Source organism: Chryseobacterium contaminans, assembly GCF_001684955.1.
GTDB lineage: Bacteria > Bacteroidota > Bacteroidia > Flavobacteriales > Weeksellaceae > Chryseobacterium > Chryseobacterium contaminans.
On record NZ_MAYF01000013.1, the window covers coordinates 62,208 to 78,316 of the forward strand.

General features: G+C 37.6%; 13 protein-coding genes. All 13 read left to right on the plus strand.

The window, feature by feature from the left end:
* The first annotated feature begins 24 nt into the window (after nucleotides 1-24).
* Nucleotides 25-390 (plus strand): FtsL-like putative cell division protein, encoded by a 366-nt coding sequence (locus BBH99_RS01860; protein WP_053327577.1) that lies wholly within the window; start codon nucleotides 25-27, stop codon nucleotides 388-390.
* Nucleotides 374-2,365, plus strand: coding sequence for a penicillin-binding transpeptidase domain-containing protein (locus BBH99_RS01865; protein WP_066691185.1), 1,992 nt, complete (start codon nucleotides 374-376; stop codon nucleotides 2,363-2,365). Before BBH99_RS01860 ends, BBH99_RS01865 begins: the two co-directional genes overlap by 17 nt.
* Nucleotides 2,366-2,426: 61 nt before the next feature.
* Complete coding sequence (locus tag BBH99_RS01870) at nucleotides 2,427-3,887, plus strand: UDP-N-acetylmuramoyl-L-alanyl-D-glutamate--2,6-diaminopimelate ligase (RefSeq protein ID WP_066691187.1); 1,461 nt, start codon at nucleotides 2,427-2,429, stop codon at nucleotides 3,885-3,887.
* A 19-nt stretch (nucleotides 3,888-3,906) separates the two neighbouring features.
* Nucleotides 3,907-5,148, plus strand: coding sequence for a phospho-N-acetylmuramoyl-pentapeptide-transferase (gene mraY, locus BBH99_RS01875; RefSeq protein WP_066691190.1), 1,242 nt, complete (start codon nucleotides 3,907-3,909; stop codon nucleotides 5,146-5,148).
* A 61-nt stretch (nucleotides 5,149-5,209) separates the two neighbouring features.
* Nucleotides 5,210-6,541: a UDP-N-acetylmuramoyl-L-alanine--D-glutamate ligase gene (gene murD / locus BBH99_RS01880; protein ID WP_066691193.1), complete on the plus strand. Its 1,332-nt coding sequence runs from the start codon at nucleotides 5,210-5,212 to the stop codon at nucleotides 6,539-6,541.
* 64 nt (nucleotides 6,542-6,605) lie between these two features.
* A complete protein-coding gene (locus BBH99_RS01885; RefSeq protein WP_228390721.1) occupies nucleotides 6,606-7,859 on the plus strand; it encodes an FtsW/RodA/SpoVE family cell cycle protein in 1,254 nt (417 codons plus the stop codon).
* Between the two features lie 58 nt (nucleotides 7,860-7,917).
* Nucleotides 7,918-9,021 carry an undecaprenyldiphospho-muramoylpentapeptide beta-N-acetylglucosaminyltransferase gene (murG, locus tag BBH99_RS01890; protein ID WP_066691199.1) on the plus strand — a complete coding sequence of 368 codons (1,104 nt, stop codon included), beginning with the start codon at nucleotides 7,918-7,920 and terminating at the stop codon, nucleotides 9,019-9,021.
* 7 nt (nucleotides 9,022-9,028) lie between these two features.
* Complete coding sequence (gene murC / locus BBH99_RS01895; RefSeq protein ID WP_066691201.1) at nucleotides 9,029-10,387, plus strand: UDP-N-acetylmuramate--L-alanine ligase; 1,359 nt, start codon at nucleotides 9,029-9,031, stop codon at nucleotides 10,385-10,387.
* 64 nt (nucleotides 10,388-10,451) lie between these two features.
* Nucleotides 10,452-11,429: a cell division protein FtsQ/DivIB gene (locus BBH99_RS01900; protein WP_066691203.1), complete on the plus strand. Its 978-nt coding sequence runs from the start codon at nucleotides 10,452-10,454 to the stop codon at nucleotides 11,427-11,429.
* 83 nt (nucleotides 11,430-11,512) lie between these two features.
* The gene (gene ftsA / locus BBH99_RS01905; RefSeq protein ID WP_066691205.1) at nucleotides 11,513-12,898 is read left to right on the plus strand and encodes a cell division protein FtsA; all 1,386 of its coding nucleotides are present in this window, start codon (nucleotides 11,513-11,515) and stop codon (nucleotides 12,896-12,898) included.
* Nucleotides 12,899-12,989: 91 nt separating this feature from the next.
* The gene (ftsZ, locus tag BBH99_RS01910) at nucleotides 12,990-14,894 is read left to right on the plus strand and encodes a cell division protein FtsZ (protein ID WP_066691208.1); all 1,905 of its coding nucleotides are present in this window, start codon (nucleotides 12,990-12,992) and stop codon (nucleotides 14,892-14,894) included.
* Between the two features lie 95 nt (nucleotides 14,895-14,989).
* Nucleotides 14,990-15,436 (plus strand): GatB/YqeY domain-containing protein, encoded by a 447-nt coding sequence (locus BBH99_RS01915; RefSeq protein ID WP_066691212.1) that lies wholly within the window; start codon nucleotides 14,990-14,992, stop codon nucleotides 15,434-15,436.
* Nucleotides 15,437-15,895: 459 nt separating this feature from the next.
* Nucleotides 15,896-16,109, plus strand: a 214-nt coding sequence (locus BBH99_RS01920; RefSeq protein ID WP_185111021.1) for a BrxA/BrxB family bacilliredoxin, incomplete at its 3' end; no start/stop codon positions are given.

A 16,109-nucleotide genomic window follows, 5' to 3' on the forward strand; every position in this document is an offset into this window, starting at 1 on the left:
CATTAATCAATTATAAATAAAGCTTTGGCAAAGAGAACAACAAATCGCCCTCAGAAAAGACTCACTTTTATAGACATTATAAAAGGAAACTTTCTGAATCGTGATGAGATCAAAATACATTACAAGTATTTTCTTCTGTTGTTTGTCCTGATGATGGCTATGATTTACAGTAACCATCTCGTCAATAAAAAAATTAAAATTGTAAACGCCTTAAAGGAAGAGACGGAAGAATACAAATCAAGAAACGCTTACGCCCAGAGTAAGCTGATCAAAGTAAAAATGGAATCAGAGCTGGGGAAAGAGGTTGCCCGGGACTCTTTGATGACCCTCGAAAACCACCCTCACAAATTGCTAATAAAACTGGACAGTACAGATGCAAAAGCAAAATGAATACGACAATAAACGTAAAAAAACGTTACGATGGGGCTACCTCTTTGCAGTGGTAGCTTTGTGCGTGTTTGTAATGTTCTTGGCAAGGATTGTAATCCTTCAGAATACCAATGTTCAGGAAATTAAAGACGATTACATTAATAAAAATTACCGTGAAGCTACCCTAAAGGCTGCCCGTGGTAATTTATTTGCCTCCGATGGATCTATTTTGGCCACAACAGTAATGCGCTATGACATCTATCTTGATTTCAAAACAATGAAAGATACGATCTACAGCAACAATATCGGAGCATTAACGGATTCTCTGAGCAAAATGTTCGGAAAGTCCAGAGGAGAGTTCAGACAAAAATTCGACGAACAGAAGAAAAAGAAAAATCAATACTACACCCTGGTAAAAGGACTTGATTTTGACCAGTATGACAGAATCAGGAAGTTCCCAATCTTCAAAAGAGGTAAAAATAAAGGCGGATTCATTGTAGATAGAAACTACAAAAGAGAGCTGGCTACTTCAGAGATCGGAGCCGGAACCATCGGAATTGATAACGGAGAGCTTAAATCCGGGCTGGAAGGAGCTTTCTCAAAATATTTAACGGGTACTGACGGAAAAAGATTAGAACAAAGAATTAATTCTTCTCAATGGAAACCCATCGACTTCTGGAAGGTACAGGAACCTATTGACGGAGAAGATGTATATACAACCTTAGATCTTAGGATTCAGGATATTGCACACTCCGCATTAGAGAAACAGCTAACCCATTACGAAGCCAAACACGGAACTGTAATTGTAATGGAAGTAGAAACCGGAAAAGTACGCGCTTTGGTTAACTTAAGAAGAACTGAATCAGGAGAATATGAAGACTCTTACAACTATGCGCTAAAAGATAATATTGAACCGGGATCTACCTTCAAAACCATTTCTCTTTTAGCCGCAATGGATGATGGATTCATCGATGAAAATACAACCGTAAATGTAGGAAACGGCGTCTGGACCTATGCAAAACAGAGAATTTCAGATGGACATGGCGGAGGTACTTATGACATTAGTGATGTCTTGGCTAAATCAAGTAACGTAGGAACAGCAAAGCTCATCACCAAGTTTTATGCTGAGAAACCGCAGATTTTCTTAGACCATTTGAAGCGTTGGAAATTATTCGATAAAATGAATATTGAGCTTCCCGGAATCACAAAACCGAAGATCGTAACCCCGGAAAATAAAAGATGGAATGCCGCAACACTGGCTTCTATCTCTTACGGATACTCTTCAAATATCAACCTGCTGCAGCTGGCAACCTTCTACAATGGGGTAGCCAACGGAGGTAAAATGCTTAAACCATTATTCATTGATAAAATCATGAAAGACGGAAAGGTTATGTACAGTGCAAAACCTGAAGTAATGGTAAACAAAATGGCATCTGAAAAAGCTATCAAAATGATGACCAGCGCATTAACCAAGGCCGTAGAAAAAGGAACAGGACGAAGCATCTTTACTCCCAACCTTAAAATGGCAGGAAAAACAGGAACTGCGAGATTTGAATACTGGCTTCCCGGCCCAATGAAGTACCGGGCGTCATTTGCAGGATTCTATCCGGCAGATGCTCCAAAATATACATGCTACGTGATGGTGAGTGAACCCAATACATCTATTGGATTTTATGGAGGACCCGTAGCAGCACCAGTGTTTAAGGAGATCGCAGGAAAGACATTCCTGAAAACTCCACAAAATATTGAAAAAGAAATGCTGGTAGACAAAAAGGTAAACCTTAATAAAATGGTTGAACCTAATGTAAAAGTAGCAGTCACTGATAAGCAAATGCCCAATGTAGTAGGATTGATCGGTAAAAACGTCATCCCACAATTGGAAAACTTAGGATACCGTGTCGATTTTAAAGGAGTTGGACGAATCAAAGAACAGTTCCCGTTAGAAGGCACCACGATCAGTAAGAACCAGAGAATATATTTATCTCTACAGAATTAGAAAAACAGAGTCCCAAAGGGACGATTTAAGCCAAAATAGGATAAAGTCCTATTGATATAAAATGATAATAACAGAATTAGTAAACAGAATCCCAGTAATAGAAATCCACGGAGACAACAACCGTGAGGTATCAGAACTGGTGTTCGACAGCAGAAAAGTAACAGAAAACTCCCTTTACATTGCCATGAGAGGAACAGTAGTGGATGGACATTCATTCATTACATCTTCTATTGAAAAAGGAGCCACAACAATTGTTTGTGAAGAATTTCCTGAAACGCTGGCAGAAAATGTAACTTATATCAAAGTGAAAGACTCTGCTAAAGCTTTAGGTCACCTTGCTTCGAACTTCTATGGTAATCCGTCTAAAAAACTGAAACTGATTGGCGTTACAGGAACCAACGGAAAGACCTCTGTTTCTACCCTGCTTTTTGATGTTTTCAAAAATTTAGGATATGATTCCGCTTTATTATCAACCGTTGAAATCAGAATTGGGGAAGAAGTTATTCCGGCAACTCATACCACTCCGGATGTAATTACCATCAACAAAATCTTAGCTGAAGCAGTAGAGAAGGGCTGTGAATTTGCATTCATGGAGGTAAGTTCTCACGGAATTGCCCAAAACAGAATTGAAGGATTACACTTCAAAGTAGCAGGATTTACCAATCTTACCCACGATCATTTAGATTATCACAAAACTTTCGAAGAATATTTAAAAACGAAAAAAAGATTCTTTGACGAATTAGAAGATACAGCCGTTGCCATCACCAATATAGATGACAAAAACGGCAATGTTATGCTTCAAAACACAAAGGCTAAAAAGAAGTCTTATGCTTTGAAAACAATGGCAGACTACCACGGAAAACTACTGGAAGTAGACTTCAACGGAATGTTGCTGAACTTCAACGGAAAAGAGTTCTGGACAACATTGACAGGAAAATTCAATGTATACAATTTATTGCTGGTTTTCGGAATTGCAGAAGAGCTTGGATTTGAACAGGATGAAATTCTTCAGGCTATCAGTAAACTAAAAAGAGTTTCCGGAAGATTTGAAACCTTCAAATCCGATGGTGGAATTTTCTTTATTGTAGACTATGCACACACTCCGGATGCTTTAGAAAACATTCTGGACAGCATCAACGATATCAGGACCAAAAACGAAAGATTAATCACTGTTTTCGGTTGCGGAGGAGACAGAGATCACTCTAAAAGACCTGAAATGGGGAATATTGCCACGAAAAAATCAACCTTGGCAATCATCACTTCAGACAACCCTAGAACAGAAGATCCGGCACAGATTATAAAAGAAATTGAAGCAGGCGTTGAACCTCAGAACTTCAGCAAATACACTTCGATTCCGGACAGAAAAGAAGCCATAAAAATGGCTATAAAGTTTGCAGAACCTAAAGATATTGTTCTCGTAGCCGGAAAAGGACACGAAAACTATCAGGAGATTAATGGTGTAAAACATCATTTTGATGACAAAGAAGTAATTAATGAGCTTTGGAAATTAATGAGCAAATAATTATTAACAAATTGAAACTATGCTATACTATCTATACGAATATCTAACCGATCATGGAATTCACGTTCCCGGATTAGGAATGTTGAAATACATTTCCTTCCGTGCCGGAATGGCAGTATTGTTCTCATTAATTATCGCTCTTGTTTATGGAAAAAGAGTTATCAATTACCTGAGAACAAAACAAATGGGAGAATTAGTCCGTGACCTTGGATTGGACGGCCAGAAACAAAAAGAAGGAACTCCTACCATGGGAGGACTTATCATCATTTTGGCAACCATTATTCCCGTATTGCTGTTTACAAGAATTACAAATGTATATATTGTCTTACTGCTTGTTTCAATGCTTTGGATGGGAGCCATCGGATTCCTGGATGATTATCTGAAAAAAATAAAGAAAAACAAAGACGGACTAAGCGGTAAGTTCAAAATTGTAGGACAAGTTGGATTGGGATTAATTGTCGGAATCACCATGTATTTCCACCCGGATATCACCGTTAAAAGAAAATATGCTGATGCAAAAGTAGTAAACAGAAACAATGTAGAGCAAAACTTTATGCCTACAGAGAAAATCACAGTTTCTACAGTTCCATTCGCAAAGAACAACGAATTTGATTATAGCGGAATCCTGTTTTGGATGAATGAAAAAGATGCCCATGAATGGGCATGGATTGTCTTTATCCCTATCGTGATCTTCATCGTAACAGCCGTTTCCAATGGAGCCAATATCACAGACGGAATAGACGGTCTTGCCGCAGGAACCAGTGCCATAATACTGCTTACCCTTGCGCTTTTCGCCTACCTTTCCGGGAATATTATCTTCGCAGACTATCTGAATATCATGTTCCTCCCAAATATGGGTGAAACCACCATTTTCGCCGTCGCAATGGTAGGAGCTGTAATTGGGTTCTTCTGGTACAACACTTATCCTGCTCAGGTATTCATGGGAGATACAGGAAGTTTGATGCTGGGAGGGGTAATTGCCGTTTTAGCCATTATTTTAAGAAAAGAATTGCTGATTCCTGTTTTATGCGGAATCTTTTTGATCGAAAACCTGTCTGTAATGCTTCAGGTTATCGTTTTCAAATACAGAAAGAAAAAATACGGGTTGGAATATGCCCAAAATAATAGACTATTCAAAATGTCACCATTACACCATCACTATCAGAAAGAAGGATTTCACGAAAGTAAAATCGTAAACAGAATGATTATCATTGGGGTAATACTGGCCATTGTTTGTCTGATCACCTTAAAAATGAGATAAAATTAAAAGCTGTAAGCAATAAGCATAAAGCTTAAAGCCTATAGCATAAAGCTTTTATAATATGAAAATAGTTGTTTTAGGAGGAGGAGAAAGCGGATGTGGAGCTGCTTATTTGGCCAAAAAGAAAGGTCTGGAAGTATTTCTTTCAGATAAAGGAGCCATTAAAGATAACTATAAGCAGTTTCTTACCGAAAATGGAATTGAATTTGAAGAAGGAAACCACGATGAAGAAAGGATTTTAAATGCCGATTGGATCGTAAAAAGCCCGGGAATCCCAAAAAAAGCAGAGATCATCCACAAAATTCATGAAAAAGGAATAAGACTTTCCTCTGAAATTGAATTCGCTTCTGAATTTACAGACGCTAAGATCATTGCCATTACAGGAAGCAACGGAAAAACAACCACCACTTCCCTAATCTACTACATCCTGAAAAATGACGGATTAAATGTAGGTCTGGGAGGAAACATAGGATACAGCTTTGCAAAACAGGTTGCAGATGAAAACCATGAATATTATGTATTGGAAGTAAGTTCTTTCCAGTTGGATGATATTCAGAACTTTAGACCTTATATTTCTTTATTGTTGAACCTTTCTCAGGACCACCTGGATCAGTACAACTACAATTATGAAGAATATGCATTAGCAAAATTCCGAATCACTGAAAATCAGGAAAATGATAACTTCTTCATCTATAACAAAGATGATGAAATGAGCAAAAACCTGCTTGAAAAACTAGAAATAAAAGCGAAGATGATTCCTTTCTCCACAAAGGAACAGTTATCTGAAGGGGGATTTGTGAATAATGATCAGATTGTGGTAAAAATGAAGGATGAATTCTCCATGAAAGTGGAAGAATTATCTCTTCTGGGAAACCATAATGTAGCCAATAGCTTAGCAGCATCTATAGCTGGTAAAATATTGAAAATCAACAATGAAAGCATAAGACATTCATTAATGACATTCCAGGCCGTAGAGCACAGATTGGAGTTTGTAACTGAAACTGATGGTGTAAAATACATCAACGACAGTAAGGCAACCAATGTAAATGCTACCTATTATGCTTTGGAAAGTATGAAAACCCCAACCGTATGGATCGTTGGTGGATTAGATAAAGGAAATGACTACACCGAAATTGAAGATTTAGTCAAAAGAAAAGTAAAGGCAATTGTTTGTCTTGGAATTGATAATAAGAAGATTATAGATTTCTTTAAAGATAAAAAGGAATTTATTTATGATACTTCAAGCATGGAAGAAGCCGTGAAAATATCAAAATCATTGGCTAAAAAAGGAGACACCGTTCTACTTTCCCCATGTTGTGCAAGCTTTGACTTGTTCAAAAGCTATGAAGACAGAGGACGTCAGTTTAAAGAGCAGGTATTAAAATCAATGTAAAAAGTATAAATGTAATATACTGTATCAATGAAATGAATTTCATGAATACATTTTACACCAATACATGAATACAATAATTATGGACGAGCAGAATACAGAAACCAGATTTGAATTTCTAAAGGGCGATAAAGTACTTTGGATGGTCATTCTTGTGATCTCCATTTTCTCTATTTTCCCCGTTTACTCTGCAAGTTCAAACCTGGAATATATTGTTAATAACGGAACTACCACAGGTCACGTTATCAAACACATGTTCTTCGTAGTCCTGGGATTAGCCATTATGAGGCTTGTAGGAACAATAAAATATGAATACATCGGAAAACTCAGCAGTATCCTGCTCGGTCTGATGATCGTTTTATTGATTGTAACCATGTTTACCGGACAAACCATTGATGGAGCCAGTGCTTCCCGATGGCTGAAAATTCCGGGAACCCCGATCTCGTTCCAGCCCTCATCATTTGCCTTCCTCATGCTGATTATCTATTTGTGCAGATATTTAACCAAGAAGATTACAAGGGAAAGGCTGCCAATAGAGAATATCATGTACATTTTTGGACCTATTCTACTTGTTTTTGTACTGGTAGCCAAAGATAATGGCTCTACAGCATTAATGATCCTGATGGTTTCAGTAGTCGTTCTGATTATCGGACAGCTTCACTGGAAATACATTGCAGGCTTTATTTCCGCTTCATTTGTAGCCATCGTATTCTTTCTGTTGATTGCATTGAATACCAATATGATTGGCGGAAACCGTGTTCACACATGGATGAGCCGTATTGAAACATTTACATCAAGTAAAGCCAAAACAGCAGATACCGATGATGAAAGTGTAAAAGCCAAGAATTATCAGGTAATGCAGGCTAAAGCAGCCATAGTACATGGTGGAATTACCGGAATGGGACCCGGAAAAAGCGCTTTAAAGCAAATGCTTCCACAATCCGCCTCCGACTTTATCTTTGCGGTAATCGTAGAAGAATACGGAGTAATCGGGGCAGCTTTTCTGATCAGTCTCTATCTGATTATGATGATAAGGATTGTAATGATCGCCAGTAAAATGCCGGCCTTCTTCGGATCATTGCTGGTGCTCAGCCTCGGAGTAATGATTTTTATACAGCTTTCGGTAAATATTGCCGTTGCTGTCAATCTGATCCCGGTAACAGGACAGCCATTACCACTGATAAGTTACGGAGGAACCTCAATGTTGGTAACTTACTTACAATTAGGAATTATCTTAAATATAAGCTCCAGAATTCAGATTTACGATGAAGAAGGAATGGGCAAAAAACAAAGCATAGCGGAAATAAACGATATCGCATAAACCAAAAGTCCCGAAGGGACGATTTAACAAAAAATCGGACACAGTCCTATTATATAAAATGAGCAAAAAAATAAAAATACTACTATCAGGCGGAGGAACAGGAGGACACATCTTCCCTGCCATAGCCATCGCAGACGAAATCAAAAAAAGATTTCCTGATGCAGAATTTTTGTTCATTGGAGCCAACGGGAAAATGGAAATGGAAAAAGTTCCACAAGCCGGCTATAAAATTGAAGGAATTGATATTGCAGGAATCGACAGAGGAAACCTATTGTCCAACTTAGGACTTCCTTTCAAGATTATAAAAAGTTTGAACAGATCAAAATCCATCATCAAAGACTTTAAACCAGATGTTGCTATCGGGACAGGAGGCTTTGCAAGTGGCCCTGCCCTATATGAGGCTACCAAACAGGGTGTTCCGGTTTTTATTCAGGAACAGAATGCTCATGCAGGAGTCACCAATAAAATTTTAAGTAAAGCAGCCAAAGCTATATTTACAGCCTATCCAAAAGTAGCAGGATTCCCGGCAGAAAAGATAAAGTTCCTTGGAAACCCGATTCGTTCAACGATTATCTCAGGAATGCAGGAAACCGCTCAGGCTAAACAAAAAATGGGATTAAATAAAGAAAAACTTACCATTTTATCGGTAGGAGGATCTTTAGGCTCAAGAACATTAAACAATGCTTGGGAATCTCATTTAAAACAAATTGTATACAAAGATTATCAGCTGATCTGGCAGACAGGAAAGCTTGATTATAAAGATATTATTGAAAAAACAAAAGATACTGTAACCAGAAATATTCTGATCCGTGAGTTTATCAAAGACATGGAACTGGCTTATTCTGCAGCAGATATCATCGTTTCAAGAGCCGGAGCCATTGCCATTTCAGAGTTGGCAGTAGCACAAAAGCCGGTATTGTTGGTGCCATTCCCTTTCGCAGCGGAAGACCATCAGACCAAAAATGCCATGAACCTGGTTGAAAAAAATGCAGCCAGAATGGTAAAAGACTCTGAAATGCAGGAAAAATTCTGGAATACATTAACAGAAATCTGCGAAAATGAAAGTGTAAGAAAAGAAATGTCCGACAATCTGAAATATTTTGCAAAACCAAATGCTGCAAAAGAGATTGTAGATGAGATATTTAATGTGATTAATAGATAAAGGAAAAATGAAGAATTTAGAAACATATCAAAACTTTTACTTCGTTGGAATCGGAGGGATCGGAATGAGTGCATTAGCACGTTATTTCCATGCATCCGGAAAAAAAGTATTGGGGTATGATAAAACCAACACCAAGCTTACTCAGAATCTGATGCAAGAAGGAATCGATATTGTTTTTGAAGACCTCATTGACGAAAGAGTTACCTCCCTTCAAAAAGAAGATACCTTGGTAATTTATACTCCAGCCATCAAAACACTTGGTATTTTAGATTACTTCAATCAGAATCAGTTTGAAGTATTGAAACGCGCTAAAGTACTGGGATTAATCACAGAAAATACAGACTGTATTGCAGTAGCGGGAACTCACGGTAAAACAACTACTTCTACTCTGGTTTCTCACTTATGTAAAGAAGCAAACCTTCCATTTTCATGCTTTTTAGGAGGGATTTCTGAAAACTTTAAATCGAACTTTCTATATAACGGTTCTAAATATTCAGTGGTAGAAGCAGATGAATATGACAGAAGCTTCCTGAACCTTTCTCCGGACTGGGCAGTAGTCACTTCAACCGATGCAGACCACCTGGATATTTATGGAGATAAAAGCCATATTGAAGAAGGTTTCAGACAGTTTGCTGCCCTGGTTCCTGAAGACAAACAGCTATTCGTAAGAAAAGGCGTTGAAATCGGAAGAGGACATCAGACCTATGCGGTGAATGAAAAAGCAGACTATTATTCAGATAACCTGAGAATGGATCATGATAAGATCTATTTTGATTTCCATACTCCAACAGAAACTATAAAAGATTTTGTTTGGGAAATCCCGGGAATCCACAATGTGGAAAATGCTACAGTAGCACTGGCAATTTTACACAATTTGGGCGCAGATTTTGATACGCTGAAAAAGGCAATTGCCAATTTTAAAGGAATCAAAAGAAGATATACCAAACATATTTACGAAAACGGTAAAATTTATATTGATGATTATGCTCACCACCCAACAGAAATTAATGCGGTAATGGGCTCTATCAAAACATTTTATCCCGATAAAAAATTATTGGTTGTATTTCAGCCACACCTGTTCAGCAGAACAAGGGATTTTGCAGACGGATTTGCAGAAAGCCTGAGCAATGCAGATGAATTGATCCTGCTTGATATTTATCCGGCAAGAGAACTCCAGGAAAATTTTGAAGGAATTACTTCAAACTGGCTGCTGGAAAAAGTAACATTAGATAAAAAAGAAATATCTACTTTATCCGATGCTTTTGAAAAAATAAAAGAAAAAGATTTTGATATCCTTCTCACCGTAGGAGCAGGAAATATAGACACCCTATACGACCCGATCTGTGAATGGATTGCTAAAATTTAAATATAAACGCAGTGTTTGCAAAGAAAGAATAAGGATTTGTTTGTAAAAGTGTTTAAAGAAAAATATGAAAAATAAATACAGAATATTAAAAATTGTTGTCACGGTAATCATCCTTGGGTTGTTACTGAGTTTCTCATTGAAGAGATTCAGCGGCCAAAAGATTACAGACAATAAAATTTCTGTAAAAATGAATGAAAAAACTCCCGTTTACTTTGTTGATGAAAAAGACATCAGAGAGATTGTAAAAAAGGAGAATCCATCAGGAAAAGTAGGAGACCTGAACATTCCGGCATTAGAAAAAAAGATCAACTCTCTTCCGGCTGTAGACAGTGCCAATGTCTATCTGAATTTAAATGGAAAGCTCAATCTGGATATCAAACAGAGAGTTCCTATTTTCAGACTTAATAAAGATGGAAAAGACTTTTATGTGGACGAAAAAGGAGTTGAATTCCCTATTTCAAGAACCTATTCCCACCCATGTATGCTGGTGACAGGAAATGTACAGCCTGATGAGTATGAAAAACTGGCAGAACTGGTTGGAAAAATTGACAAAGATGACTTCAGTAAGAAATTCTTCATTGGAATTTCAAAAAGCAAAGACAGTTACAATCTCCTGACCAGCGAAGGAAACTATAGAGTGGAGATCGGAGATTTGGAAAACATTGACTTTAAAGTAAAAGGATTTAAAACCTTTGTAGAGAAATACCTGGTATATCAGGACCCTCAAAAATACAGCATGGTTTCTGTAAAATATCAGAATCAGATTGTAACCACTCTAAATCCACACTTTAAGGAAAACGACAGTATCCTGAAAGCAGGTAAATTAGAAATGGCAAAAGCTCCCGCACTTACAGCAGCTGCTAAAAAGACGGATGCAAAACCAAAGATTGCAGAAGTGAAAAAAACAAGCTCACCCCCGGCAAAACCGAAAGAGAGCACGAAACCTAAAACACAGGCAAAAGAAACAAAGAAAACAGAGAAAAAAACAACGGCCCCGGCACAATCCAAGCCAAAGCCCAAACCCAAGGTGAAAATAGAATAAAAAGAGTCCCAAAAGGGCAATTTAACACAAAGCAGGATTGAGTTCTGCATGGAAAAAGTAGAAAAAATCAAATCGATATAAAAATGGAAAATCAAGAGTATTCAGTAGGTCTGGACATCGGGACAACAAAGATAGTCGCGATTGTCGGAAGAAGGAATGCACACGGGAAAATAGAAGTTCTCGGTGTAGGAAAAGCTAAAAGTCTTGGTGTTCATAAAGGGATTGTGAATAATATTTCACAAACTATTAATTCAATCAAGGCTGCAGTATCCGAAGCACAATCCAGTGCCGGGGTTCCTATCCGCAAAGTTACGGTAGGTATTGCAGGAAAACACATCCGTTCTCTGCAGCACTCCGATTATATTATGCGTGAACATCCGGATAAATTCATCACAGATGATGATATTGAAGCATTAAAAGATCAGGTCAAGAAACTGGTGATGCTTCCCGGAGAAGAAATTATCCATGTACTTCCACAAGAATATAAAGTGGATTCCGAAGGCGAAATACAGGAGCCTGTAGGAATGCACGGAAAACGTTTAGAAGCCAACTTCCACGTTGTAGTCGGGCAGATGGGAAGCATCCGAAATATAGCAAGATGCGTTCGTGAAGCCGGATTAGAAATGGAAGCCCTTACTTTAGAGCCGTTAGCCTCTTCAGAAGCTGTTCTTACCAAAGAAGAGAAAGAAGCCGGAGTAGCTATTGTAGACATTGGAGGGGGTACCACAGATATTGCTATCTTCAAAGACAATATCATCCGTCATACCTGCGTAATCCCTTACGGAGGCGGAATTATTACGGAAGATATCAAAGAAGGATGCTCCATTATTGAAAAACATGCTGAACAATTGAAAGTAAAATTCGGTTCGGCTGTTCCAGAATTGGAAAAAGACAGTACTTTTGTAACAATTCCGGGACTTCATGGGCGACCAGATAAAGAAATCTCTTTAAAAACCCTTGCTCAGATCATCAATGCAAGAGTAGAAGAAGTTCTGGAAATGGTGAATACCGAGCTTAAAGCCTACGGAGCCTTTGAACAGAAGAAAAAACTGATTGCAGGAATCGTTCTTACAGGAGGTGGATCAAATTTGAAACATCTTAGACAGCTGGCTAACTATACTACAGGGTTCGACAGCAGAATCGGTTTTGCGAATGAATATATTGCCAACGATAAAAATCAGTACCTGAAAGGCCCTGAATTTGCTACGTCTATTGGGTTACTGATGGAGAGTTTGAAGATCAGGGATAAAAAACAGACTGTTGATGACATAGAAGAGCTTGTAAAAGAGCAAACTAAGCCAGAAACAACTCCTGTACAGGCAGAGACTGTTCAACCCGTTCAACAGACTGCAGCTCCTGTTCAGGAACAGCCGGTTGCTGATGAAAGACAGGAAAACAGAAAAGCTAAACTGACTTTCGGGCAGTCGCTTATGGAAAAAGTAAAAAAATTCTTTGAAGAAGTAGAGTAAATTATAAATGATGAATGATAAGTGATAAACGATCATTTCCTTATCAATTATCATCAGTCAATGATCAATTATAATTATTAAAAGTATAGTTATGGAAAATATAGGTACACAAGGATTTTCATTTGACCTACCAAAGGGAAATTCATCCATCATAAAAGTAATCGGTGTAGGAGGCGGAGGAAACAATGCATTAAAACACATGTACGAAAAAGGAATCCACGGGGTTGATTTCGTGATCTGTAATACAGACGCTCAAACCCTGGATAATAACCCTGTTGCCAATAAAGTTCAACTGGGGACTTCTATTACAGAAGGTCTTGGAGCTGGTGCTGATCCTGAAGTAGGAGAAAAATCCGCTATTGAAAGTATTGAAGATATCAAAGCAGCTATGGGCCAGAACACGAAAATGGTGTTCATCACTGCCGGAATGGGTGGTGGTACAGGTACCGGAGCAGCTCCTGTCATTGCTAAAGTAGCAAAAGACATGGGTATTCTAACGGTAGGTATTGTTACCGTTCCTTTCAGCTTTGAAGGAAAAAGAAGATTAGAACAGGCCGAAAACGGACTTGATAAATTAAAAAATAATGTTGATTCACTTATTGTCATCAACAATGATAAACTGAGACAGCAATTCGGAAACCTTGGGTTCAAACAGGGATTCTCTAAAGCAGATGAAGTATTAGCAAATGCTGCTAAAGGAATGGCAGAAGTTATTACGGGTTACTTTGATGTAAACATTGACTTTAGAGATGCTAAATCTGTACTTCAGAACTCAGGAACAGCCCTAATGTCTACAGGTACTGCTTCAGGTGAAAATAAAGCTGAAGAAGCGGTAAGAAAGGCATTGGATTCCCCACTATTGAACGACAACAAAATTACAGGCGCAAAAAACGTACTATTGTTGATCAGAAGTGGTGCAGAAGAAGTTACCATGGACGAAATTGGTATCATCATGGACCACATCCAGAAAGAAGCTGGAAATACAGCGGATATCATTTTCGGGGTAGGTGCTGATGAAGAATTGGGAGATGCAGTAAGCGTACTGGTTATCGCTACAGGTTTCTCTAACGAGAATAAGAAATTTGCAGGTCCTACAGAAAAGATCAGAATCAGCCTTAATGATAATATAGAGACCCCAAAATCCTCCCCTTTTAAGACAAGGGAAGAAAGAGAGTCTACACCTGAAGTAACACACGATTTCGGTGGGAAAAACCTTTTCAGATTGGATGATGAAGATCATGACACTCCATTCAATGTGACATCTACAGAAAAAAAGATGATCATTGAAGAAGAGGAGATCAGAACAGAAATAAAATTCTTTGATAAAGAAGAAAGCACCATCAACACTCCTGAACAGGGATGGAGAAACGAAGATGGGCAGGAAGAATACAGCCTGCTTTCTATTGAAGAAGAAGAAGATCCGAACGACCTGGAAATTCAGTCTTTCTCATTTGATTTCGACAATAAAAAAGAAGAGCCTCAGTCTGGGAATGTATTTAATAACAACTCTTCACAGGAGAGACCGGTTGAATTCAACTTCTTCGTTAATGAGCCTGCCAGAAATGAACCTAAAACAGATTACGGACAGCCTAAGGCAGAATTCAATACACCTACCAATGCTGCTGTAGCAGAACCTTCTCAGAAGATCGAAACCTTCTATCAGAAAGAAGAGCCTAAAACAGAAACAAGACCTGCTTTTGAAACAAAAAAAGAAATTGAAACTCCAAAAACTGAAAAGTCAGAATTCACTTTCGTGAACAAAACAATAGATCAGGAAAGAATACTGGAAAGAAGAAATAAATTAAAAGAATTCAATTCCCGTTATCAAAGCTTTGACAGCACAAGTGAATTTGAATCTATTCCAGCTTTCAAGAGAAAGAATATTTCTATTGACGGAACTAATGCATCAGATCAGAATATCAATACATATATGTCTGACAACAATGGTTCTATGCAGATTAGAGAAAACAGGTTCTTAAATAAAGACGTAGACTAAAATAATGTAACAATGTACCAATCTAATAATGTAACAATTCTGTGCATTTTATAATTGGTACATTGATACACTGTTACATTGGTAAATTAATTAAAATGAGTTTAGAAAATACAATAAGCGAAGCTATAAAAACAGCAATGAGAGAGAAAGACAGAATTGCTTTAGACTCTCTTCGTGCAGTAAAATCTCAGATTCTTCTTTTGCAGACAGAAGCCAGAGGTGCTGAAGTTTCTGCAGAGCAGGAAATTGCCATTCTTCAGAGAATGATTAAACAACGTAAAGATTCCGCTGAGCAATTTACAGCCCAGGGAAGACAGGATCTTGCAGAAGTGGAAGAAGCTCAAATGAAAGTAATTGAAAAGTTTTTACCAAAACAGCTTTCTGCTGAAGAACTGGAAACAGAAATTAAAAACATAATTTCAGAAACCGGCGCTGAATCTATTAAAGATTTAGGGAAGGTAATGGGAGCAGCTTCAAAAGCATTAGCCGGAAAATCAGATGGAAAAAGCATTTCTGAGATGGCTAAAAAGCTTCTTTCATAATGTGATCGGAGTTTTTGAAATCAGGATTTATTTCCAATTCCATAAACACGGTCTCATTCCATAACTAAGGATATACAACCTTTGCATATCGATTTGATTAAGAAGCCCAGAACTGAATAGTTCTGGGCTTCATTTTTTGTGGATACTAAAGTCAATTGGTCCGTTTTGATTCAAAAAACTTTAAAAATGAGTTTAGATACAATCATATTTCAAATTGTATTAAGTGATTGATTGCTTGAGGGAAAGCCTTAAATGTTTTTTTCATGGTCGTTTGTTTTTCAGAATCATTTCAAATTTAATAAATATATTTTATTATTCCTAATTTTAATTCACATTTTTATGAATATTGTTACAATATTAACATTCAGTTAATTTTATATACCTAAACCTTTCATAGTTATTATATATTGAACAAACGTAAAGAATTGCTTAACTTTGTCCTGATAAAAAACAAAATATATGTATCCAACAGATTTAGTAATGCCTATGAAGGCTGAACTTACAGATAAAGGTTTCCAGGATTTAACAACTCCTTCTCAGGTAGAAGAAGCTTTAAAACAATCCGGAACTACATTATTGGTGATTAACTCCGTATGTGGATGTGCTGCCGGAGCTGCAAGACCAGGAGTAGTTTATTCTTTAACAGGAGATAAAAAACCTGATCATTTAACAA

What these genes read in the sequence shown, in the direction of transcription:
- BBH99_RS01865 (WP_066691185.1), top strand. Translation starts at nt 374, where the DNA reads ATGCAAAAGCAAAATGAATACGACAATAAACGTAAAAAAACGTTACGA.
- BBH99_RS01870 (WP_066691187.1), top strand. Translation starts at nt 2,427, where the DNA reads ATGATAATAACAGAATTAGTAAACAGAATCCCAGTAATAGAAATCCAC.
- mraY (WP_066691190.1), top strand. Translation starts at nt 3,907, where the DNA reads ATGCTATACTATCTATACGAATATCTAACCGATCATGGAATTCACGTT.
- murD (WP_066691193.1), top strand. Translation starts at nt 5,210, where the DNA reads ATGAAAATAGTTGTTTTAGGAGGAGGAGAAAGCGGATGTGGAGCTGCT.
- BBH99_RS01885 (WP_228390721.1), top strand. Translation starts at nt 6,606, where the DNA reads ATGAATACAATAATTATGGACGAGCAGAATACAGAAACCAGATTTGAA.
- murG (WP_066691199.1), top strand. Translation starts at nt 7,918, where the DNA reads ATGAGCAAAAAAATAAAAATACTACTATCAGGCGGAGGAACAGGAGGA.
- murC (WP_066691201.1), top strand. Translation starts at nt 9,029, where the DNA reads ATGAAGAATTTAGAAACATATCAAAACTTTTACTTCGTTGGAATCGGA.
- BBH99_RS01900 (WP_066691203.1), top strand. Translation starts at nt 10,452, where the DNA reads ATGAAAAATAAATACAGAATATTAAAAATTGTTGTCACGGTAATCATC.
- ftsA (WP_066691205.1), top strand. Translation starts at nt 11,513, where the DNA reads ATGGAAAATCAAGAGTATTCAGTAGGTCTGGACATCGGGACAACAAAG.
- ftsZ (WP_066691208.1), top strand. Translation starts at nt 12,990, where the DNA reads ATGGAAAATATAGGTACACAAGGATTTTCATTTGACCTACCAAAGGGA.
- BBH99_RS01915 (WP_066691212.1), top strand. Translation starts at nt 14,990, where the DNA reads ATGAGTTTAGAAAATACAATAAGCGAAGCTATAAAAACAGCAATGAGA.